At 42.0% G+C, this 15,398-nt stretch carries 14 protein-coding genes; 5 read left to right on the top strand and 9 right to left on the bottom strand.

The window, feature by feature from the left end:
- Positions 1 to 18: 18 nt before the first annotated feature.
- Together PSPO_RS16080 and PSPO_RS16075 are read left to right on the top strand one after the other, a co-directional pair.
- Positions 19 to 870, top strand: a complete 852-nt coding sequence (locus PSPO_RS16080) for a hypothetical protein (protein WP_010559538.1) — start codon at positions 19 to 21, stop codon at positions 868 to 870.
- Between the two features lie 45 nt (positions 871 to 915).
- Positions 916 to 1,221: a DUF1330 domain-containing protein gene (locus PSPO_RS16075; RefSeq protein ID WP_010559539.1), complete on the top strand. Its 306-nt coding sequence runs from the start codon at positions 916 to 918 to the stop codon at positions 1,219 to 1,221.
- A 96-nt stretch (positions 1,222 to 1,317) separates the two neighbouring features.
- Here the strand turns inward: PSPO_RS16075 and PSPO_RS16070 are convergent, their stop codons facing one another.
- The gene (locus PSPO_RS16070) at positions 1,318 to 2,811 is read right to left on the bottom strand and encodes an arylsulfatase (protein ID WP_010559540.1); all 1,494 of its coding nucleotides are present in this window, start codon (positions 2,809 to 2,811) and stop codon (positions 1,318 to 1,320) included.
- Positions 2,812 to 3,280: 469 nt separating this feature from the next.
- On the opposite strand from PSPO_RS16070, the gene PSPO_RS16065 reads away from it, so the two are divergent.
- Positions 3,281 to 4,576 (top strand): MDR family MFS transporter, encoded by a 1,296-nt coding sequence (locus PSPO_RS16065; protein ID WP_010559541.1) that lies wholly within the window; start codon positions 3,281 to 3,283, stop codon positions 4,574 to 4,576.
- An 89-nt stretch (positions 4,577 to 4,665) separates the two neighbouring features.
- On the opposite strand, the gene PSPO_RS16060 is transcribed toward PSPO_RS16065, so the two are convergent.
- On the bottom strand, positions 4,666 to 5,214 hold the full coding sequence (locus tag PSPO_RS16060; RefSeq protein WP_010559542.1) for a YbhB/YbcL family Raf kinase inhibitor-like protein: 549 nt from the start codon (positions 5,212 to 5,214) through the stop codon (positions 4,666 to 4,668).
- A gap of 261 nt (positions 5,215 to 5,475) precedes the next feature.
- On the opposite strand from PSPO_RS16060, the gene PSPO_RS16055 reads away from it, so the two are divergent.
- On the top strand, positions 5,476 to 5,880 hold the full coding sequence (locus tag PSPO_RS16055; protein WP_010559543.1) for a hypothetical protein: 405 nt from the start codon (positions 5,476 to 5,478) through the stop codon (positions 5,878 to 5,880).
- A 3-nt stretch (positions 5,881 to 5,883) separates the two neighbouring features.
- Here the strand turns inward: PSPO_RS16055 and rimJ are convergent, their stop codons facing one another.
- The 3 genes from rimJ to PSPO_RS16040 form a co-directional block, all read right to left on the bottom strand.
- Complete coding sequence (gene rimJ, locus PSPO_RS16050) at positions 5,884 to 6,435, bottom strand: ribosomal protein S5-alanine N-acetyltransferase (protein ID WP_010559544.1); 552 nt, start codon at positions 6,433 to 6,435, stop codon at positions 5,884 to 5,886.
- A complete protein-coding gene (locus PSPO_RS16045; protein ID WP_010559545.1) occupies positions 6,432 to 7,346 on the bottom strand; it encodes a hypothetical protein in 915 nt (304 codons plus the stop codon). Before PSPO_RS16045 ends, rimJ begins: the two co-directional genes overlap by 4 nt.
- A 72-nt stretch (positions 7,347 to 7,418) precedes the next feature.
- A complete protein-coding gene (locus PSPO_RS16040; protein ID WP_010559546.1) occupies positions 7,419 to 8,354 on the bottom strand; it encodes a LysR family transcriptional regulator in 936 nt (311 codons plus the stop codon).
- 162 nt (positions 8,355 to 8,516) lie between these two features.
- Between PSPO_RS16040 and ppc the strand changes: the two genes are divergently transcribed.
- A complete protein-coding gene (gene ppc / locus PSPO_RS16035) occupies positions 8,517 to 11,078 on the top strand; it encodes a phosphoenolpyruvate carboxylase (protein ID WP_010559547.1) in 2,562 nt (853 codons plus the stop codon).
- A 69-nt stretch (positions 11,079 to 11,147) separates the two neighbouring features.
- Here the strand turns inward: ppc and astB are convergent, their stop codons facing one another.
- From astB to PSPO_RS16015, 4 genes are all read right to left on the bottom strand, one after another.
- Complete coding sequence (gene astB / locus PSPO_RS16030; protein WP_010559548.1) at positions 11,148 to 12,485, bottom strand: N-succinylarginine dihydrolase; 1,338 nt, start codon at positions 12,483 to 12,485, stop codon at positions 11,148 to 11,150.
- Between the two features lie 112 nt (positions 12,486 to 12,597).
- Positions 12,598 to 13,416 carry a cobalamin-binding protein gene (locus tag PSPO_RS16025; RefSeq protein WP_010559549.1) on the bottom strand — a complete coding sequence of 273 codons (819 nt, stop codon included), beginning with the start codon at positions 13,414 to 13,416 and terminating at the stop codon, positions 12,598 to 12,600.
- Positions 13,409 to 14,776 carry a cobyrinic acid a,c-diamide synthase CobB gene (locus PSPO_RS16020; protein WP_010559550.1) on the bottom strand — a complete coding sequence of 456 codons (1,368 nt, stop codon included), beginning with the start codon at positions 14,774 to 14,776 and terminating at the stop codon, positions 13,409 to 13,411. Before PSPO_RS16020 ends, PSPO_RS16025 begins: the two co-directional genes overlap by 8 nt.
- Complete coding sequence (locus tag PSPO_RS16015) at positions 14,766 to 15,392, bottom strand: hypothetical protein (RefSeq protein WP_010559551.1); 627 nt, start codon at positions 15,390 to 15,392, stop codon at positions 14,766 to 14,768. The genes PSPO_RS16020 and PSPO_RS16015 overlap by 11 nt, the downstream gene beginning before the upstream one ends.
- Positions 15,393 to 15,398: the final 6 nt, after the last annotated feature.

Raw genomic sequence — 15,398 nt, 5'->3', positions numbered from 1 at the left:
AAACAAAAGAGGGATCTTATGAAACGAAATTACATCTTAGCACTAGCGTTATTGACGACTACTCACACTAGCTTGGCCTTTGATTTAACCGCCAAATGCTTAAAAGTGAAAGAAATCTTCAACAAGCAACCTCACACTGCAACAACGTGGCAAAACTACTCAGCCGGCGCTGCAACCCCCTTTAAGCAAATAAACGCAAACGGTTTTGGCGCGCCCGTTGTGCTTAAAAATGATAAACAAGTTACCGTTGACCTATTGGGCCTGCATCCATTGTTAGTGTTCAACTACGCTGAGGAAGAACAAGCAAACACGTGGCAAAAAGTCGACCTATACGCTCACAAAACTTACCAACAACATACCGACGTTACTAAACAGCCAGATATAGTGACTGTATTAAAAGAATCGCTCGATTTGTCACCAGAAAGCATTAAATGCAACTATGACACTAGCTCTCCAAAGGACTTACGTAAAAACTTAAATGAACAAGTTTCATGGTCAACATTACTGACAATTAAGTCGTTTATGATGCCAGAAGATGTGATTGGTGCGATAAAAATTAAAAATCGCAATGCAGTGATCATTCGCAGTAAATCGGGGTTTGAATATTACGAATCAAACGACGAGAAAGCCATTAAAATTACGGTGAACAGCCAAGACAAAAGCGATCTCGACAGCTTTATTGCCACAGTTGAAAGTAACCCACCGTTCACAACACCAACAGAAATTACAGCAAAGCTGATTAGCGGTATTCACAATAATAATATTGCAGATTGGCAAAGTGCACTTACCTTAATGAAACGTGAAAAGTACACAGTACCTGCGATGGAACCCGTGCACATACGCATTGTATCTATCCAACATCAGCTATGATATTCGCGTATTTTTTTATCGGCCCATAGCAAAAGGAGTTATTAGATGTTCGAATATTTAGTTGGATTAGAAGTAACTAACAACCAAATATATACGCAGTATCGAAATGCGATGACGCCCATACTTGAGCAGTATGGCGGCGGGTTTGGTTACGACTTTGTGGTATCTGAGGTTTTAAAGTCCGCAGTAGATGTGCCGATTAATCGCGTGTTTACCATTGTGTTTCCAACAAAACAAAACGCTGATAGGTTCTTCTCGGACGACTCGTACTTAGCGGTAAAAGCCGAATATTTTGATTCTTCTGTTGCGCATACCACGATTATTGCCGGTTATGAAAAGGCGAGAGAATAACTGCTAACCGTCACTTTTACCGCACGCTAGACTTGCGCATTACGATTATATCGAAAAGGTAAACCCACTTAGCAAACGCCAAGTGGGTTTATTCGATTATCGTGTTGTCGATACCGATTTCGCTTTTTTAATCGCTTCATTAATATTTAGCGACGCTGCTTCTTGGCGCGGTGGGAACTTTTCAAATGTTTTAATATGCTCCGTCAGCATCGCAATTGCTGGTTGAAATACCCAGCTCTTTTTCATGATTTGATGAAAGCCTGTTACGCCATCGTAATGTTCCATTGGATCTTTACGTAAGTTAAACAGTTTAGGCATGGTATGGGTAACCAAATCTTCGTAATAACGACCACCTGGTTTTGATGCAAAGTGCATTTTCCAAGGGCCTACACGAATTGCAGTTAACTGCGACTCGTAATAATAAAAGAAGTGATTACGTGCAGATTTTTTGCTTTTGCCACGCCAATAATCAAGGTTGTTTTCACCATCGATATATACTTTAAACTCTTTTTCCATTGCTTTACGTAAGTTTTTCTCACCCACTGCTGCAGCAATAGTTGGGAATACATCTTCATGCGAGGAAATACCGTTAAGCTTTAACCCTGCTGGAATTTTTTTCGGCCAACGCACCATAAACGGCACACGCACACCGCCTTCCCATGTCGTCATTTTTTCGCCGCGGAATTTGGTTGTACCCGCATCAGGCCATGAACTTTGCTCAGGGCCATTGTCTGTGGTGTAGATTACAATCGTATTGTCGGCAATTTTTAGCTCATCGAGTTTATCGAGAAGCTGCCCTACATGACCATCGTGCTCTAATAAACCACTACCAAAAACATCTTCTTCAGAACTAATATGAGTCGCAAGATGACGGCTCTCTGGTTTCAAGCGCGTGTAAACATGCATACGGCTTGGCGCATGCCAAATAAAGAAAGGTTTATCTGCTTTAACCGCGCGCTCCATAAAATCTAGGCTACGCGCCAACACTTCTTCATCAAATGTTTCCATGCGTTTACGCGTTAGCGGGCCTGTATCAATGATGCGGCCATCTGCATAGGCTTCAATCACACCGCGCGGGCCAAATTTTTTCTTAAACTCTTTAGTTTTTGGGTAATCTTCCTGCTCTGGCTCTTCTGACACATTCAGATGATACAAATTGCCATAAAACTCATCAAAACCATGGCGCGTTGGCAAGTGTTCATCAAGGTCGCCTAAATGGTTTTTACCAAATTGCGCTGTCATGTAGCCTTTGTCTTTTAAAAACTCAGCAATCGTTGGGTCGGCTTCTTTAATGCCCAAAGGGTTGCCGGGCTGACCCACAGTTGTCAGCCCTGTGCGCACTGGTAACTGCCCCATTAAAAACGCAGCACGCCCTGCGGTACAACTTGGCTGGGCATAATGGTCGGTAAATAAGGCACCTTCGTTGGCAATTCGGTCGATATTGGGGGTGTTGTAGGTCATGCCATGTGAATAGGCACTTAAAGAAACCTGCGCCACATCATCCACCATAATGGCGAGAACGTTTGGGTCTTTCGCATGGGCTGACAACGAAAGTAGCCCAGCTAACACACTGACTAATGGTAATTTCATTACTTCTCCTTGTAGATTATTGAAGTATAAGTTGAATTTGTTTCTTAAAAGCACTCACACAGCAAACCTTGATTACGAAAAGCCAGCATGGGCAGATGTTTAACATCCAAAAATAAACACCATTTTTGTAACTAACCAAGATTAAATGCTCACTTTACAAGCATTTTTCAATTTCTACCTTACAAGAAAATAAGGAACAAGCACAGTAAATTACGCTACGTATTACTACTAACCCGCTGACGTTTTTTTATTCAAAAAAAGCCAATGCGATACAACCGCTAAACACGTATTATTAAGTATTGAGCATTGCCCATGTAATTTTACGTTATCCACTGAGCTCGAGCGAAACAATAAGCCTGCGCGTTAAATATAACCAGCACAATAATGCAAGGTTTATTAAAAACCGGCTTGACCTAAACCAAACTTGAGGTTTTAGCATGCCATTTTTCACAGCAATAAGAACAAAATAATGAACAGTGATATTTCAACTTCTCGCTTAAAGCAGTTTCCGCCATTAATGTGGATTATGTTATTTGGCTCATTTATAACGCGCGGTAGCTTTTATATGGTGTGGCCATTTTTGGCAGTGATTCTGTATAAAAAGTTTGCCCTTTCAGCAACCGAAGTCGGCTCGGTATTGTCGCTCGCTGCGGTTATTTCGGTGTTTGTCAGTTTTGTTGGCAGCACCCTTTCAGATAAACTTGGTCGCAAGCCTATGATGTACGCCACAGGTGTGCTTTATATTGTCTCGTTTAGTTTACTTGCCATCGCCGACACAATCTTAATGTTTACCATTGTGATAACGCTCTGCTCTATTGCCACTTCACTTTGGCGGCCGCTGGCATCGGCTTTAATCGGCGATATTATTGTTGATAAAGCAACTCGCGAACTTGCGATGCAATCGCTCTATTTTGCAGTTAATGTTGGTTGTGCGGTAGGCCCAATGCTAGGGGTTTGGCTTGGCTTAACTGGCGAGCAATCGAGCTTTTTTATTACTGTTTACGCCTTTGCCTTTTTACTTGTGTTACTAACCTGGGGGTTTAAACATCATGATAAAATCCAATCAAAAGTGGATATAGAAGACGCACAAAGCACGCCAAGCACCGAAACACCTGAAACTAAAACGGGCTTTAAACAAACCTTCAGCGTGCTAGTACAAGATAAACTGTTACAGTGCCTTATTTTGGCGAACATTTTGTGCTTTTTTATTTATGGTCAAATGGATAGTTCACTGGTGCAATACCTCACCCGTGCGGGCGCAAATAACTTGCTCGAACTTATTTCATCAATGATCTTTACCAACGCGTTAGTGATCATTACCTGCCAATTTTTACTGCTTAAACTAATGGCGTCGCGGCCAATTTTAGTACGTATTCGCTTTGGCTTGGTACTACTTATCATCTCGCAAATCTGGTTTGCTTTTAATCCACTTACCTTTTTTGCAGGTTGGTTAGGTGCGGTAGTAATTATGAGCCTTGCCGAGGCCATTTTATTCCCTACCATGAGCGTACATGTTGACCGCATTGCGCCAACTAACCTTCGCGGCGCATATTTTGGCGCAACCGCATTTTACGATTTAGGCTATGCCTTTGCGCCAATAGGCGGCGGCTTACTACTTGATATGTATGACGGGCGAACCCTATTTTTAGTGTGTAGTGCTATTGCTGTGGTGGTATTTTTACTTTACCTCATTATGGATAAATTAAAGCGCCCTGCATTTATCACAGAGCAGCTTGCATCTGAACAAACGGCTAAAACAGCGTAAATTTTTTAGTTTGAAGTTTTGTTTTTTTACAATCAAAACAAAAAAGCCAGCATTCACATGCTGGCTTTTTACTGAATAATTTAAATAAATTAATCGCGTTTATACACCGCCTCAATCGTTGCTTTTGCCAATGTATTGGCATTCACCATATACCCTGCCACCGCGCTTTTGGTATTTTCTTTTAAACCAAGCGGCTTTGCTAACGCAAACACCGTAAATTGATAACGATGAATACCATGCCCTTTTGGTGGACACGCGCCACCAAAGCCATTTACCCCAAAATCGTTATTAATTTGTACTGCACCTTCTGGCAGTTTTGAACTTGAACTATTGCCCGCACCAGCAGCTAGTTCAGAAGTGTTCGCGGGTAGATCTGTAACCTGCCAATGCCACCAGCCGCTGCCAGTTGGCGCATCAGGATCATAGGCAAAAACAGCAAACGCTTTGGTTTCTTTAGGTGCACCGCTCCACGCTAAATGCGGCGAGATATTTTCCCCTTCACAACCAAAGCCATTAAAAACATGCTTAGTTGAAAGCATTTCACCGTTCGCAATATCATTACTGGTAAGTGTAAAGGTGTTAGCCCAAAGTTGCGCGGCTGATAACAATAAAGTACCGCCTATAATTTGTTTCAACATGATTTGTCCCTTTTTTGATTGTTGCCCCATCTTAATCATAAACACGTTTAAAATCATAGTGCTTTAAGGTGGGTGAATGTTTTATCTGGTTTGTAAGTTTAAGGAACAAGGCGTTAATTTTACTATTTTCGTTGTTGTTATAATTAAACCAATTACACAAGAACTGTAATGGTTCTATTATAAAATATCTGTTACAAATAAAACTGAGATAACGATATTAAGTAACCTAAATTCGGCATAAAAAACTAGGAAACTAAAATTATGGATGAAGTCGGTAAAGTTAGAATTTTCCTGTTAAGGGTAATGTATGCATTTATTGCGTTTGGTTTAGGTGTCACCACTTTGCCCGATATAGTTTCTGGTTCAGGTCAATCTGCCGATTCAGACACTGTTATAAATGCCATATTAATGGGGTTTTGTCTTCTCTCACTGATCGGCGTAAAGTACCCACTTAAAATGTTACCAGTACTTTTACTGGAGCTTGTTTGGAAAGTATTTTGGCTTTTAGTTTATGCCTTACCTATGTATTTAAATCACTCTCTAGATGAATACGCACAAGAGCTTGTACTTGCGTGTGCTATGGGGGTGATTCTTACACCACTCGTTCTGCCATGGGGTTATTTAATAACCCATTACCTAAAAGCCCCCGCAACACCTTGGAAGTAAACTTTAGTCATCAATAAAGTGAGGATTAATTTTGGCGGTCAGAACGTGATCTTGCCATGTGCCGCTTATTTTTAGATAGCGTTTAGCCAGCCCTTCTTTTTCAAAACCTAAACGCGTTAATAACTGGGCACTTTTTGTATTATGTGGCATATAGTTTGCCATCACACGGTGCAACTTTAACTCGTTAAAGACATAATCGAGCCCAGCCTCTACTACCTCAGTCATAATGCCCTGCCCTTGATATTTTTCAGCAACACAATAACCTAGATAGCACGCTTGAAATGGCCCACGCACCACATTAGTAAAATTACACATTGCCATTATTTCGCGGCGCTCAAAATCAAAAGCGGCAAAATGATACGCACTTTGATTATTAAGGTGCGTTTGATAACCATTAGTTAGATTCTGCACATTCACTTTAGTGTAATAGTGCTTATCGCGCGTTGGCTCCCACGGTGCTAAGTGTGCTTTGTTCTCGGTAATAAACGAGAGCAGTGATTCAGTATCATCACTGTTTGGCACGTCAATCAGTGTACGTTTGGTTTTGAGTATCATTGCCTTTGGTCAAGTGCCTGTTTGTCGGTGGCATGCTGAATTAAATTAACCAATAACCGACCATGCATTGGGGTAAAACCGGTTTTTTCGAGCTTTTTCTCAAGGTAATTAGCAAAGTTCTTTCGCTTATCGTGATGAGTGCGAAGCGTAAACAATAGTTCATTTTGCTTTTGGTTTATGAGTCGTGTGTTATAAATTGGGTCTTCATCAGGCCAGTTTTCTACAGGTACGCCTTTGGTTTGATATACATAATTAGAAAGAGTTTGGTTGATCCGAGAATAGTCGCTTTGACCAATAAGCAACTCTAATTCTTTCAATAATCCGCGATACAATACGCGTGGAAATAAGCTGTAAAAATCTTTATTTTGAAACGCTTTGCCTTTTTCGGTTTGCTGCCAATCGGCAAAGCTTGATTTAAGCGCATGGACAAAAATGCGCCCAACAAAATGTACTTTTAAATAGCTGCCACCTTGGTTATCTGCGCTTTGTAGCAAATTACTTAAACGCTTACGATAACTGCGGTTCTCTGCTTTTAAACGGCTCACTTCGGCTTCTAACGCAAGTTCATTTTCGCCTTTTTCAAGCTGCTGTTTTTGCAATTGAGCAATACGCAGTTGGGCGCTTTGTAATACATCGCGGGTGTCTTTAAGCTCTTGTAGCACACTGCCATTTTTAATCTTGAAATTAAAATTCTGCGTACTGTGCTTTGTGGTTTGAGTTACTAAAGGTTTGGCTGCTTTGGTAAGCGCTTGGTTTAATTTTTTTTCTAAAATTTGGCCTGACTGGCTACCTTTTAGCAGCGTTGTTAATTGAGTATTTATCTCGTTAAGATACCAAGTATGTAACTGCTTACTTTGCGCCGTGCTTAATCCACTAAAAGGATTACTATTTTCCTTATCAAATTCAGACACCTACTGCCTCAAATCCATTAATTCTAATTATTTATTCTGAGCCGGATAGTAGCAGAAAAAACCACTAAAACTCTAGCTTGATAATGCACTTTTAGCACTCACTTGCGAGCGCTCTAAAATGGCCACACCTTGCTCTTTCATAAAGGCTTCAAACGCACTAGCAAGCAAACTTTGCTTTCTGTCTTGGCGTTTAGCTAAAAACCACGTACTACGAATAGGAAACCCTTTTACATCTAATTTTACCAATCCCGGCACTTCGCCATAATCGAGCGCATGACGGCTTAAAATAGATAAGCCTAAACCTGAGGCAACAGCGTATTTTATCGCTTCGTTACTTTCGATGGTCATTTTTTCATTCAAGGTTAATTGTTGCTCTTTGCAAAATTGCTCAATTAAATTACGCGTACCCGAACCTTTTTCACGCATTATAAATGGGTAATGCGATAAACGGTTTAGGCTGACTTCTTGTTGTAAATGCAATTCATGCCTTGCCGGAGCAATTACCACCAGTTCGTTATCGAGTAACGGTGTTTTAATAATTTCGGGGCGCTCAGGGCACTGACTAAAAAAGTAAAAATCATCTTCGTTGGCTTCTATGCGCTCTTTTACTTCTTGGCGGTTACCTATTTTTAAATTGATATCGACTTTTGGGTGTTTTTTACAAAACGCCCCTAAAATCAATGGCAAGAAATACTTAGCAGTTGAAACTACACATAAATTAAGCGAGCCCGATGTCACGCTTTTAAGCTCATCAATCGATACCGACAAATTATGAAAGCTAGTAAATACCTCATTGGCGCATGTTAGTAGCGCTTTTCCTGCATCGGTAAGCACAATGGTTTTGCCATGCTGGCGATACACCGGCATATCCACCGTTTCGCTTAATTGCTTTAACTGAATCGATACCGAGGGCTGCGATACATGTAACTGCTGCGCCACCAAAGAAATACTTTTGTGTTGCTCGAGCGCTTTTAAAAGCTGTAACTGCCTAACTGAGGGTAGCCGCATAAGGTATAGATTTTTATTTATACATATTTATAAAAATATATATTAGCGTTTATTTAACTGCGCGCATAGACTAATTTTTGTCTTATAAATGCATAAAATACAACCTGCATCTCAAAACAACAACGCAGGTGGTGATGCTTTGTATTGGGGAATGAGGAAGTTATGTTAGAAACCATATCAAATAATGTGCGTGCTTTAGGTGAAGTACTTGGCCAAACAATTGCCGAAGACAAAGGCGATGGTTGGGTTGATAAAATTGAAGAGGTACGCCTTTTAGGTAAGCGCATTGTGGCAGGTGAAAACCATGCCGTTGAAGACCTACAAACAATTTTTGCAAATACTACCGAGCAAGATTTATTAATTCATGCCCGCGCATTTAGCCAGTTTTTAAACCTTGCTAATGTGGCAGAGCAACAACACACCACCAGTGAGCAAGGCTTAGCAGAGCTTGATTTGCCGCACCCGCTTGATTCACTGTCAGAAAAATTAACCGGTATTGATGCAAACGCGTTTAAACAAGCGCTTAAAAAACTACATATCGAGTTGGTGCTAACTGCGCACCCAACCGAAGTTAACCGCCGCACCTTTATTCATAAATACAACGAAGTGGCCGATGAACTCAGTAAAGGTGAAGCACCACTGAGCGAACGTGTGCAAGAAATCATTGAACAAGCATGGCATACCAATGAAATTAGGCAGCAGCGCCCCACACCGCTTGATGAATCGCGTTGGGGCTTACATGCCATTACCGATAGTTTATGGCATGCGGTACCACAATTTGTACGCGAATTAGATGAGCTTTCACAAACCCTGATTGGCGAGCCGCTGGCTGAAGATATTGTGCCTATTACCATGGCCAGCTGGATGGCAGGCGACAGAGACGGTAACCCGTTTGTTACCGCCAAACTCAGTAAACAAGCCATTTTACAAGCGCGATTAATTGCCACAGAGCTCTACTTAACTGACTTTGAATCACTTTATTTAGAATTATCGATGCACAAAGCAACCGATGATTTAATTGAAGCGGATATTAATAGTATTGGCCCATATCGCGCGGTGATCACACAGTTAATTAGCGAACTTAAAGAATCAATCGCTCTATTGCGTGATGGCAAAACTAAAGGTGCAATTTCATCTTCAGAAGATTTACTTACACCATTAAAAGCATGCCGCAACAGCTTATTAGCAGTCGGTCTTACCCGCGTTGCTAATTCACAAGTGCTCGACTTAATTCGCAAGGTGCAATGTTTCGGTATTTCACTGGTAAAACTGGACATTCGCCAGCACAGTGAACGCCACGATGAAGCCATTGGCGAGATTGTTAGCGCGCTCGATTTAGGCGATTACGCCACTTGGGATGAAGCCCGCCGTGTTGAGTTCTTACTCGGCGAAATAAATAACCCACGCCCGTTATTACCGAATGTCACTTGGAGTGAAAACACCCAAGAAGTGCTCGATACCTTTGCTATGGTGGCTAAGCAACCGCGCGAAGTGCTGGGTATTTATATTATCTCAATGGCGAGTAAAGTAAGCGATGTACTAGCGGTAAACCTGTTGATGAAAGCGACAGGGTTTAGTTGGGATATGCCCATTGCACCGCTCTTTGAAACATTGGATGATTTAAACAACGCGCCAAAAGTCATGGGCGACTTGCTAAACATAGAGCAATATTTAACGCGCTGTAAAAAGCAGCAATATGTAATGATAGGCTACAGTGATTCGGCAAAAGATGCCGGTGTGTTAGCGGCCACATGGGCGCAATACCAAGCGCAAGAAGCTCTAGTGCAAGTATTTAAACAATTTGAGGTCGAGCTAAAATTATTCCACGGCCGTGGCGGTACCATTGGTCGCGGGGGCGGTCCTGCACACGATGCGATTGCATCACAACCGCCGGGCACACTCGATGGTGGCTTACGTGTCACCGAACAAGGTGAAACCATTCGCTACAAGTTTGGCTTGCCAAACCTTGCTGTGCGCAGTTTACACTTGTATGCCAGTGCAATTTTAGAAAGCTTAATTCACCCAAAACCTGTGCCACCCGCAACATGGCGAGAGCTTATGAACAACATGGCATCGCTTAGTTGTGAAATTTACCGCGGTTATATCCGCGAAGAACCAAATTTTGTGCGCTATTTCCGTCAAGCAACGCCAGAGCAAGAGTTATCATCGTTGCCACTTGGCTCACGCCCAAGCAAGCGCCGCTCAGATGGTGGCATTGAATCACTGCGCGCTATTCCATGGATATTTGCGTGGAGCCAAAACCGTTTAGTTTTACCAAGTTGGTTGGGCCTAGGCCAGGCGATTAAAGCATTTTATCAAGAAAATGCCGCGCTGATGAACGAAATGCTGGAAAACTGGCCGTACTTTAAAGCCCGTATTTCATTGACTGAAATGGTGTATTTAAAGTCCGATCCAGAGCTATCAGCACTTTATGACGCAGCCCTTGTTGAACCTGAGCTACAAGGTTTAGGAGAACAACTGCGCAGCCAATTACAGCAAGATGAGCAAGCAGTACTGACTTTGCTTAACCAAGCTCACACGCTCGAGAGTGACCCTTGGAACTTAAGCTCATTTAGATTGCGTCAGCCTTATTTAGTACCTCTGCATTTACTGCAAATTGAGGCGTTAAAACGCTTACGCAATAAGCCTGAGCACCCTGAAAGCGAGCAAGTGCTTATGGTCACCATGGCAGGTATTGCTACGGGAATGCGAAATACAGGGTAATGTCGATGCTAACTATTTAGTGCAAAAAAAAAGGCGAGGTTACCCTCGCCTTTTTGTTTCTTCTCACGTTCAGTCCATTTGAAATGGGTAAATTGAACCAAGCTTTAAAATTTGGCTTAGTTCGTCAAGGGCTGTTTGGCTTTCTACAAGTAAGCTTGGGTCGGCTAAATCATCTTCTGAAATCGCATCTCGATAATGCTTTTCAACCCAGGCTGTTAAGGTGTGGTATTTCGCTTCATCCATTAAACATTCAGGGGCAACGGCGCTTAATTCCAACTCATTAAGTGGTACGCGAAGGCGCAAACACGCAGGGCCACCACCGTTTTTCATGCTTTGTTGCAAGTCAAAATAGATCACTTTAGAAATAGGATTACTCGCCTCGCAAAGGGTCGCAAGATAAGTCGCCACTTTATCGTTATTTTGGCATTCAGTGGGGGCCACAATGGCCATAGTGCCATTTGGTAATGTAATTAACTGGCTGTTAAAAATGTAGCTTGAAACTGCATCTTCAACACTCACATAGTCGTTACTGACTTCAATTAAGTGAAGTGGTTTATCACCTTGGTATTTTGCATTTATAGCATCAACCGCGCGTGCGCATTGATAAAATGCCATTTCATGGTAAAGCAGTACATTTTCGTTACCAATCGCAATCACGTCATTATGAAATACCCCTTGGTCGATAACATTTGGGTTTTGCTGCACAAATAAGCAATTTGCTTCGCTCAAACCATGTGCGCGAGCAACGGCCTCGCTGGCAGCTAAGGTTTGCCTTGCAGGGTAAATCTTTGGTTTGATTTCTGATAACGCATCTTCACCATAAACAAAGAGCGATAGTCCTTTTTTGCTATGAGAATTGGCTAAACGGGTGTGATTTGCCGCTCCTTCATCGCCCAATAATGGATGATGTGGAAGTGGCTGATGATGGGTAAAATACTTTGTATTATTAAAAATGGCTTTAAAGGTACGGCTTGTTTGCTCAGCTTCTATGGCGCGGTGTAGTTTGTTACTTAAATTGGCGGGTGTGAAGTGCACTTTGCCATCGTCACAATCCAAACTGTTCGATACTGTTGCCGCATTTGCCGACCACATTGAAGACGCCGAATAACAGGCTTTTAAAAACTGTGGCGCGTTTTTGGCTGCTTTTGTAATTACGTCTTTATCGCTACCTGAGAAACCCAACTTTCGTAATGTGTAAGTATCTGGGCGAACCTGAGGCGGTAAAATACCCTGCTTTAAGCCAAGCTTTGTCATCGCCAGCATTTTTTCAAGGCCTTGTAGCGCAGCTTTTTTCGGATTGGCGATTTGCTTTGCGTTATTTTTAGATGCGACGTTACCAAACGATAAGCCGCTGTAGTTATGGGTTGGACCAACCAACCCATCAAAATTTACTTCGTACACTGTCATCTTTGCATCCTTTTAGTGCAAGGTTGCACTTTTATTAGGCGTTTTTCGTGTTTAAAACCGAAAAAACGTGAATACAAAGCTAAGTTGCTAAATACATGCCAGATACTAAAAATTAAGTTGAGTGCTGTGTGCTCCAGTTTTTAATAATACGATGAATTTGATTTATGCCATCCGTTAACGCGGCCGGACCTGGCTGTAGAATATCGCTCGAATTAATTTCATAAACATGCTTGTTTATCACTGCTGGAATGGTTTGCCAGCCGTCGCGCGATAACATTTTCTCAGGCACAAAAGGGCGACCACACCAGGCTGCAAAAATAATATCTGGCGCTTTTTCGATTACGTCGCATGGGTCTTTAATAATGCGATTTTTGGCAAGGCTTTCACTGGCAAATTCATTGTAACAATCAATGCCACCGGCGATTTCTACCAATTCACTGACCCAAGTAATGCCAGTAATAAGTGGATCAAACCACTCTTCAAAATACACCTTAGGTTTTACTGTAAGCTGAGCTGCACTTGCTTTAATCGTGTTTAGATTATCCACCAATTGGTTAACTAGTTTTTCGCCTTTTTGTGGCTCGCCAATCAATGCCGACAGCGTTCGGATCATTTGCAACACCTCTTGAATACTGCGGTGATTAAAACAGTGCACATTGACGCCTTGCTTTATTAAATCACGCACAATATCAGCTTGAAGATCAGAAAACGCCAATACTAGATCGGGCTCTAACGACATAATTTTATCAATGCGAGCGCTAACAAACGCCGAGACTTTAGGCTTTTCACGTTTGGCTCTTTCGGGGCGCACAGTATAAGCAGAGATGCCAACAATACGGTGTTGCTCGCCCATTAAATAAAGTGCTTCTGTGGTTTCTTCCGTTAAACAAATTATGCGCTCAGGCCATTTTGCTGTTTTGAAATTACTCATCCCGTGTTACTTCTCCATTAAAAAACGTAACAAAAAACGCCATATTGCTAGGAAAATACCAATGCATATAAGATGCGAGTATTTTGTCACATGCATAAATTGCCTCAGCTTGCGTGTGACGCGGGTAAAACTGTGAATACGCTAAAGCGGTAAGGTTAATTTCGGCGCTAGAATAATGAAAGCTGTGCCCTCGCACTTCACAAGGTGCAGCAATATTTGGATAAACAGCACTTAAATCGACATATTGTTGACCAATGCTAGAGAGAGTTTTATTCATTGTGTCTTTGCCGTTTAACACGCCACACATAGTGAAGTGTGTGTTTTCACTTATTAATTCATCCAATAAGTAGAGCATACCGCCACACTCCGCTAAGACCGGTTTATTGCTTTTAGCAAACTGTTTTACGGCTTGTTTAAACGCATTATTTTGGCTTAATTGCTGCGCATAAAGCTCAGGGTACCCACCTGGAATATAGAGCGCACCTCCCTCTGGCAAGGTTTTATCCTGTAATGGCGAAATGTAGCTTAGCTCTGCGCCAAAATCTGCCAACATAGCCAAATTGGCACGATACAAAAACGAAAATGCATTGTCTTTGGCAACCAAAATACGTTGCCCTTTAAGTGGTTTAGCACGTTTAAAATCTGCGTATTGCTTTGCATCATCTCCCTCTTTTGAGGGCCAAAACACCACATCTTTGGGTAGTTGATTAAAGTGTGAGTTAGCAAATTGCTGTGCGGCTTGTTCTAAATACACGTCGATATTTTGTAACTCACCTGCTTGCATAATACCAAGGTGGCGCTCAGGCAAACTAATATGGGAATTTCGTAAAAAATAGTCTTGCGTTAATGCCTTTTCGTTTATGGATTGCAAAACCATTTCGCCATGTCCTTTACCTGCGATCTTATTGGCTATCACACCGTAAAAATTAAGGCTTGGTTGGTAATTTACTAAGCCATGAACCAAGGCACCAAAACTTTGTGCCATGGCTGAGCCATCAATCACCGCCAAAATCGGAATACCAAATAGGTCGCTTAAATCGGCAGTATTTGGTGTGCCATCAAACAGCCCCATTACGCCTTCAATCAAAATAAGATCTGCAACGATAGCTGCTTGGTAAAGCATGCGCTGACATTCACTTTCACCCACCATCCACAGATCCAATTGATATACAGGACGGTTTGATGCCGCTTCTAAAATCATGGGATCAATAAAATCGGGCCCAGTTTTAAATACCTGAACCGTTTTGCCCATATTGGTAAAATAGCGTGCCATAGCGGCGGTTACTGTGGTTTTGCCCGCCCCCGAATTTGGCGCACTAATTACAAGTGCAGTGCAAAATACCGGAGAATTAACGGCCATGATGGGTTGTTTTTAAAATGCTGGTGTGTGGTTTTAAGTAATAACAGGCAAGGTACAATGCCAACGCAATCGCCACGTAGCCAAACGGGCTAGTAACATATGGCGCGTAATACTGTGCTACACGCTCTGAGTAAGTACTTAACGACATATCGCTAAATTTACCTGATAGCCAATAATAGCTCGCGTTTGAGGTTAAAAATGCAATTGAGCTTGCAAGCCATAAGTTAACCAGTGCCATTGCCGTTTTTGCTGCAACCGCAAACTTTGTTTCATCAAGCTTTAGTTGCAAACTTTTATGACCCGCCCACCACAGCACATAGTAGCCAACAAATAAAAATGGGTATGAACGCGTAATACAATCGCCAAAATCACCGCGATAATAGCTGCTGGTTAAATCAATCGACACACTTAGTACCACAAATACGGCAAAAGTACGGTGCTTAGATGCCAGCAAACCTAAAATAAAGAAAATTGCTGTACTGGCACTTGGCAAATGGAGCGCAGACGCAAAATGATACGGGCGGGTGGCTATCATCAATAGCGCTAACAACGCATAAATCAGCAACGAGAATTGCTGTACTTTAATTGGGGTAAATAAACTTGAACGATCTGTCATTATAAT

Origin of the sequence: Pseudoalteromonas spongiae UST010723-006 (genome assembly GCF_000238255.3) — a bacterium.
GTDB classification, from domain to species: Bacteria; Pseudomonadota; Gammaproteobacteria; order Enterobacterales; family Alteromonadaceae; genus Pseudoalteromonas; species Pseudoalteromonas spongiae.
Note: the sequence above shows the minus strand (reverse complement) of the source record. Positions and strands in the feature narration are given on the sequence as shown.

Bases quoted from the DNA above. Each gene is read 5' to 3' on its own strand.
- astB (WP_010559548.1), bottom strand. From the start codon at position 12,485: ATGACAGTGTACGAAGTAAATTTTGATGGGTTGGTTGGTCCAACCCAT.
- PSPO_RS16075 (WP_010559539.1), top strand. From the start codon at position 916: ATGTTCGAATATTTAGTTGGATTAGAAGTAACTAACAACCAAATATAT.
- PSPO_RS16015 (WP_010559551.1), bottom strand. From the start codon at position 15,392: ATGACAGATCGTTCAAGTTTATTTACCCCAATTAAAGTACAGCAATTC.
- PSPO_RS16040 (WP_010559546.1), bottom strand. From the start codon at position 8,354: ATGCGGCTACCCTCAGTTAGGCAGTTACAGCTTTTAAAAGCGCTCGAG.
- PSPO_RS16070 (WP_010559540.1), bottom strand. From the start codon at position 2,811: ATGAAATTACCATTAGTCAGTGTGTTAGCTGGGCTACTTTCGTTGTCA.
- PSPO_RS16080 (WP_010559538.1), top strand. From the start codon at position 19: ATGAAACGAAATTACATCTTAGCACTAGCGTTATTGACGACTACTCAC.
- rimJ (WP_010559544.1), bottom strand. From the start codon at position 6,435: ATGATACTCAAAACCAAACGTACACTGATTGACGTGCCAAACAGTGAT.
- PSPO_RS16025 (WP_010559549.1), bottom strand. From the start codon at position 13,416: ATGAGTAATTTCAAAACAGCAAAATGGCCTGAGCGCATAATTTGTTTA.
- PSPO_RS16065 (WP_010559541.1), top strand. From the start codon at position 3,281: ATGAACAGTGATATTTCAACTTCTCGCTTAAAGCAGTTTCCGCCATTA.
- PSPO_RS16020 (WP_010559550.1), bottom strand. From the start codon at position 14,776: ATGGCCGTTAATTCTCCGGTATTTTGCACTGCACTTGTAATTAGTGCG.
- PSPO_RS16055 (WP_010559543.1), top strand. From the start codon at position 5,476: ATGGATGAAGTCGGTAAAGTTAGAATTTTCCTGTTAAGGGTAATGTAT.
- PSPO_RS16060 (WP_010559542.1), bottom strand. From the start codon at position 5,214: ATGTTGAAACAAATTATAGGCGGTACTTTATTGTTATCAGCCGCGCAA.
- ppc (WP_010559547.1), top strand. From the start codon at position 8,517: ATGTTAGAAACCATATCAAATAATGTGCGTGCTTTAGGTGAAGTACTT.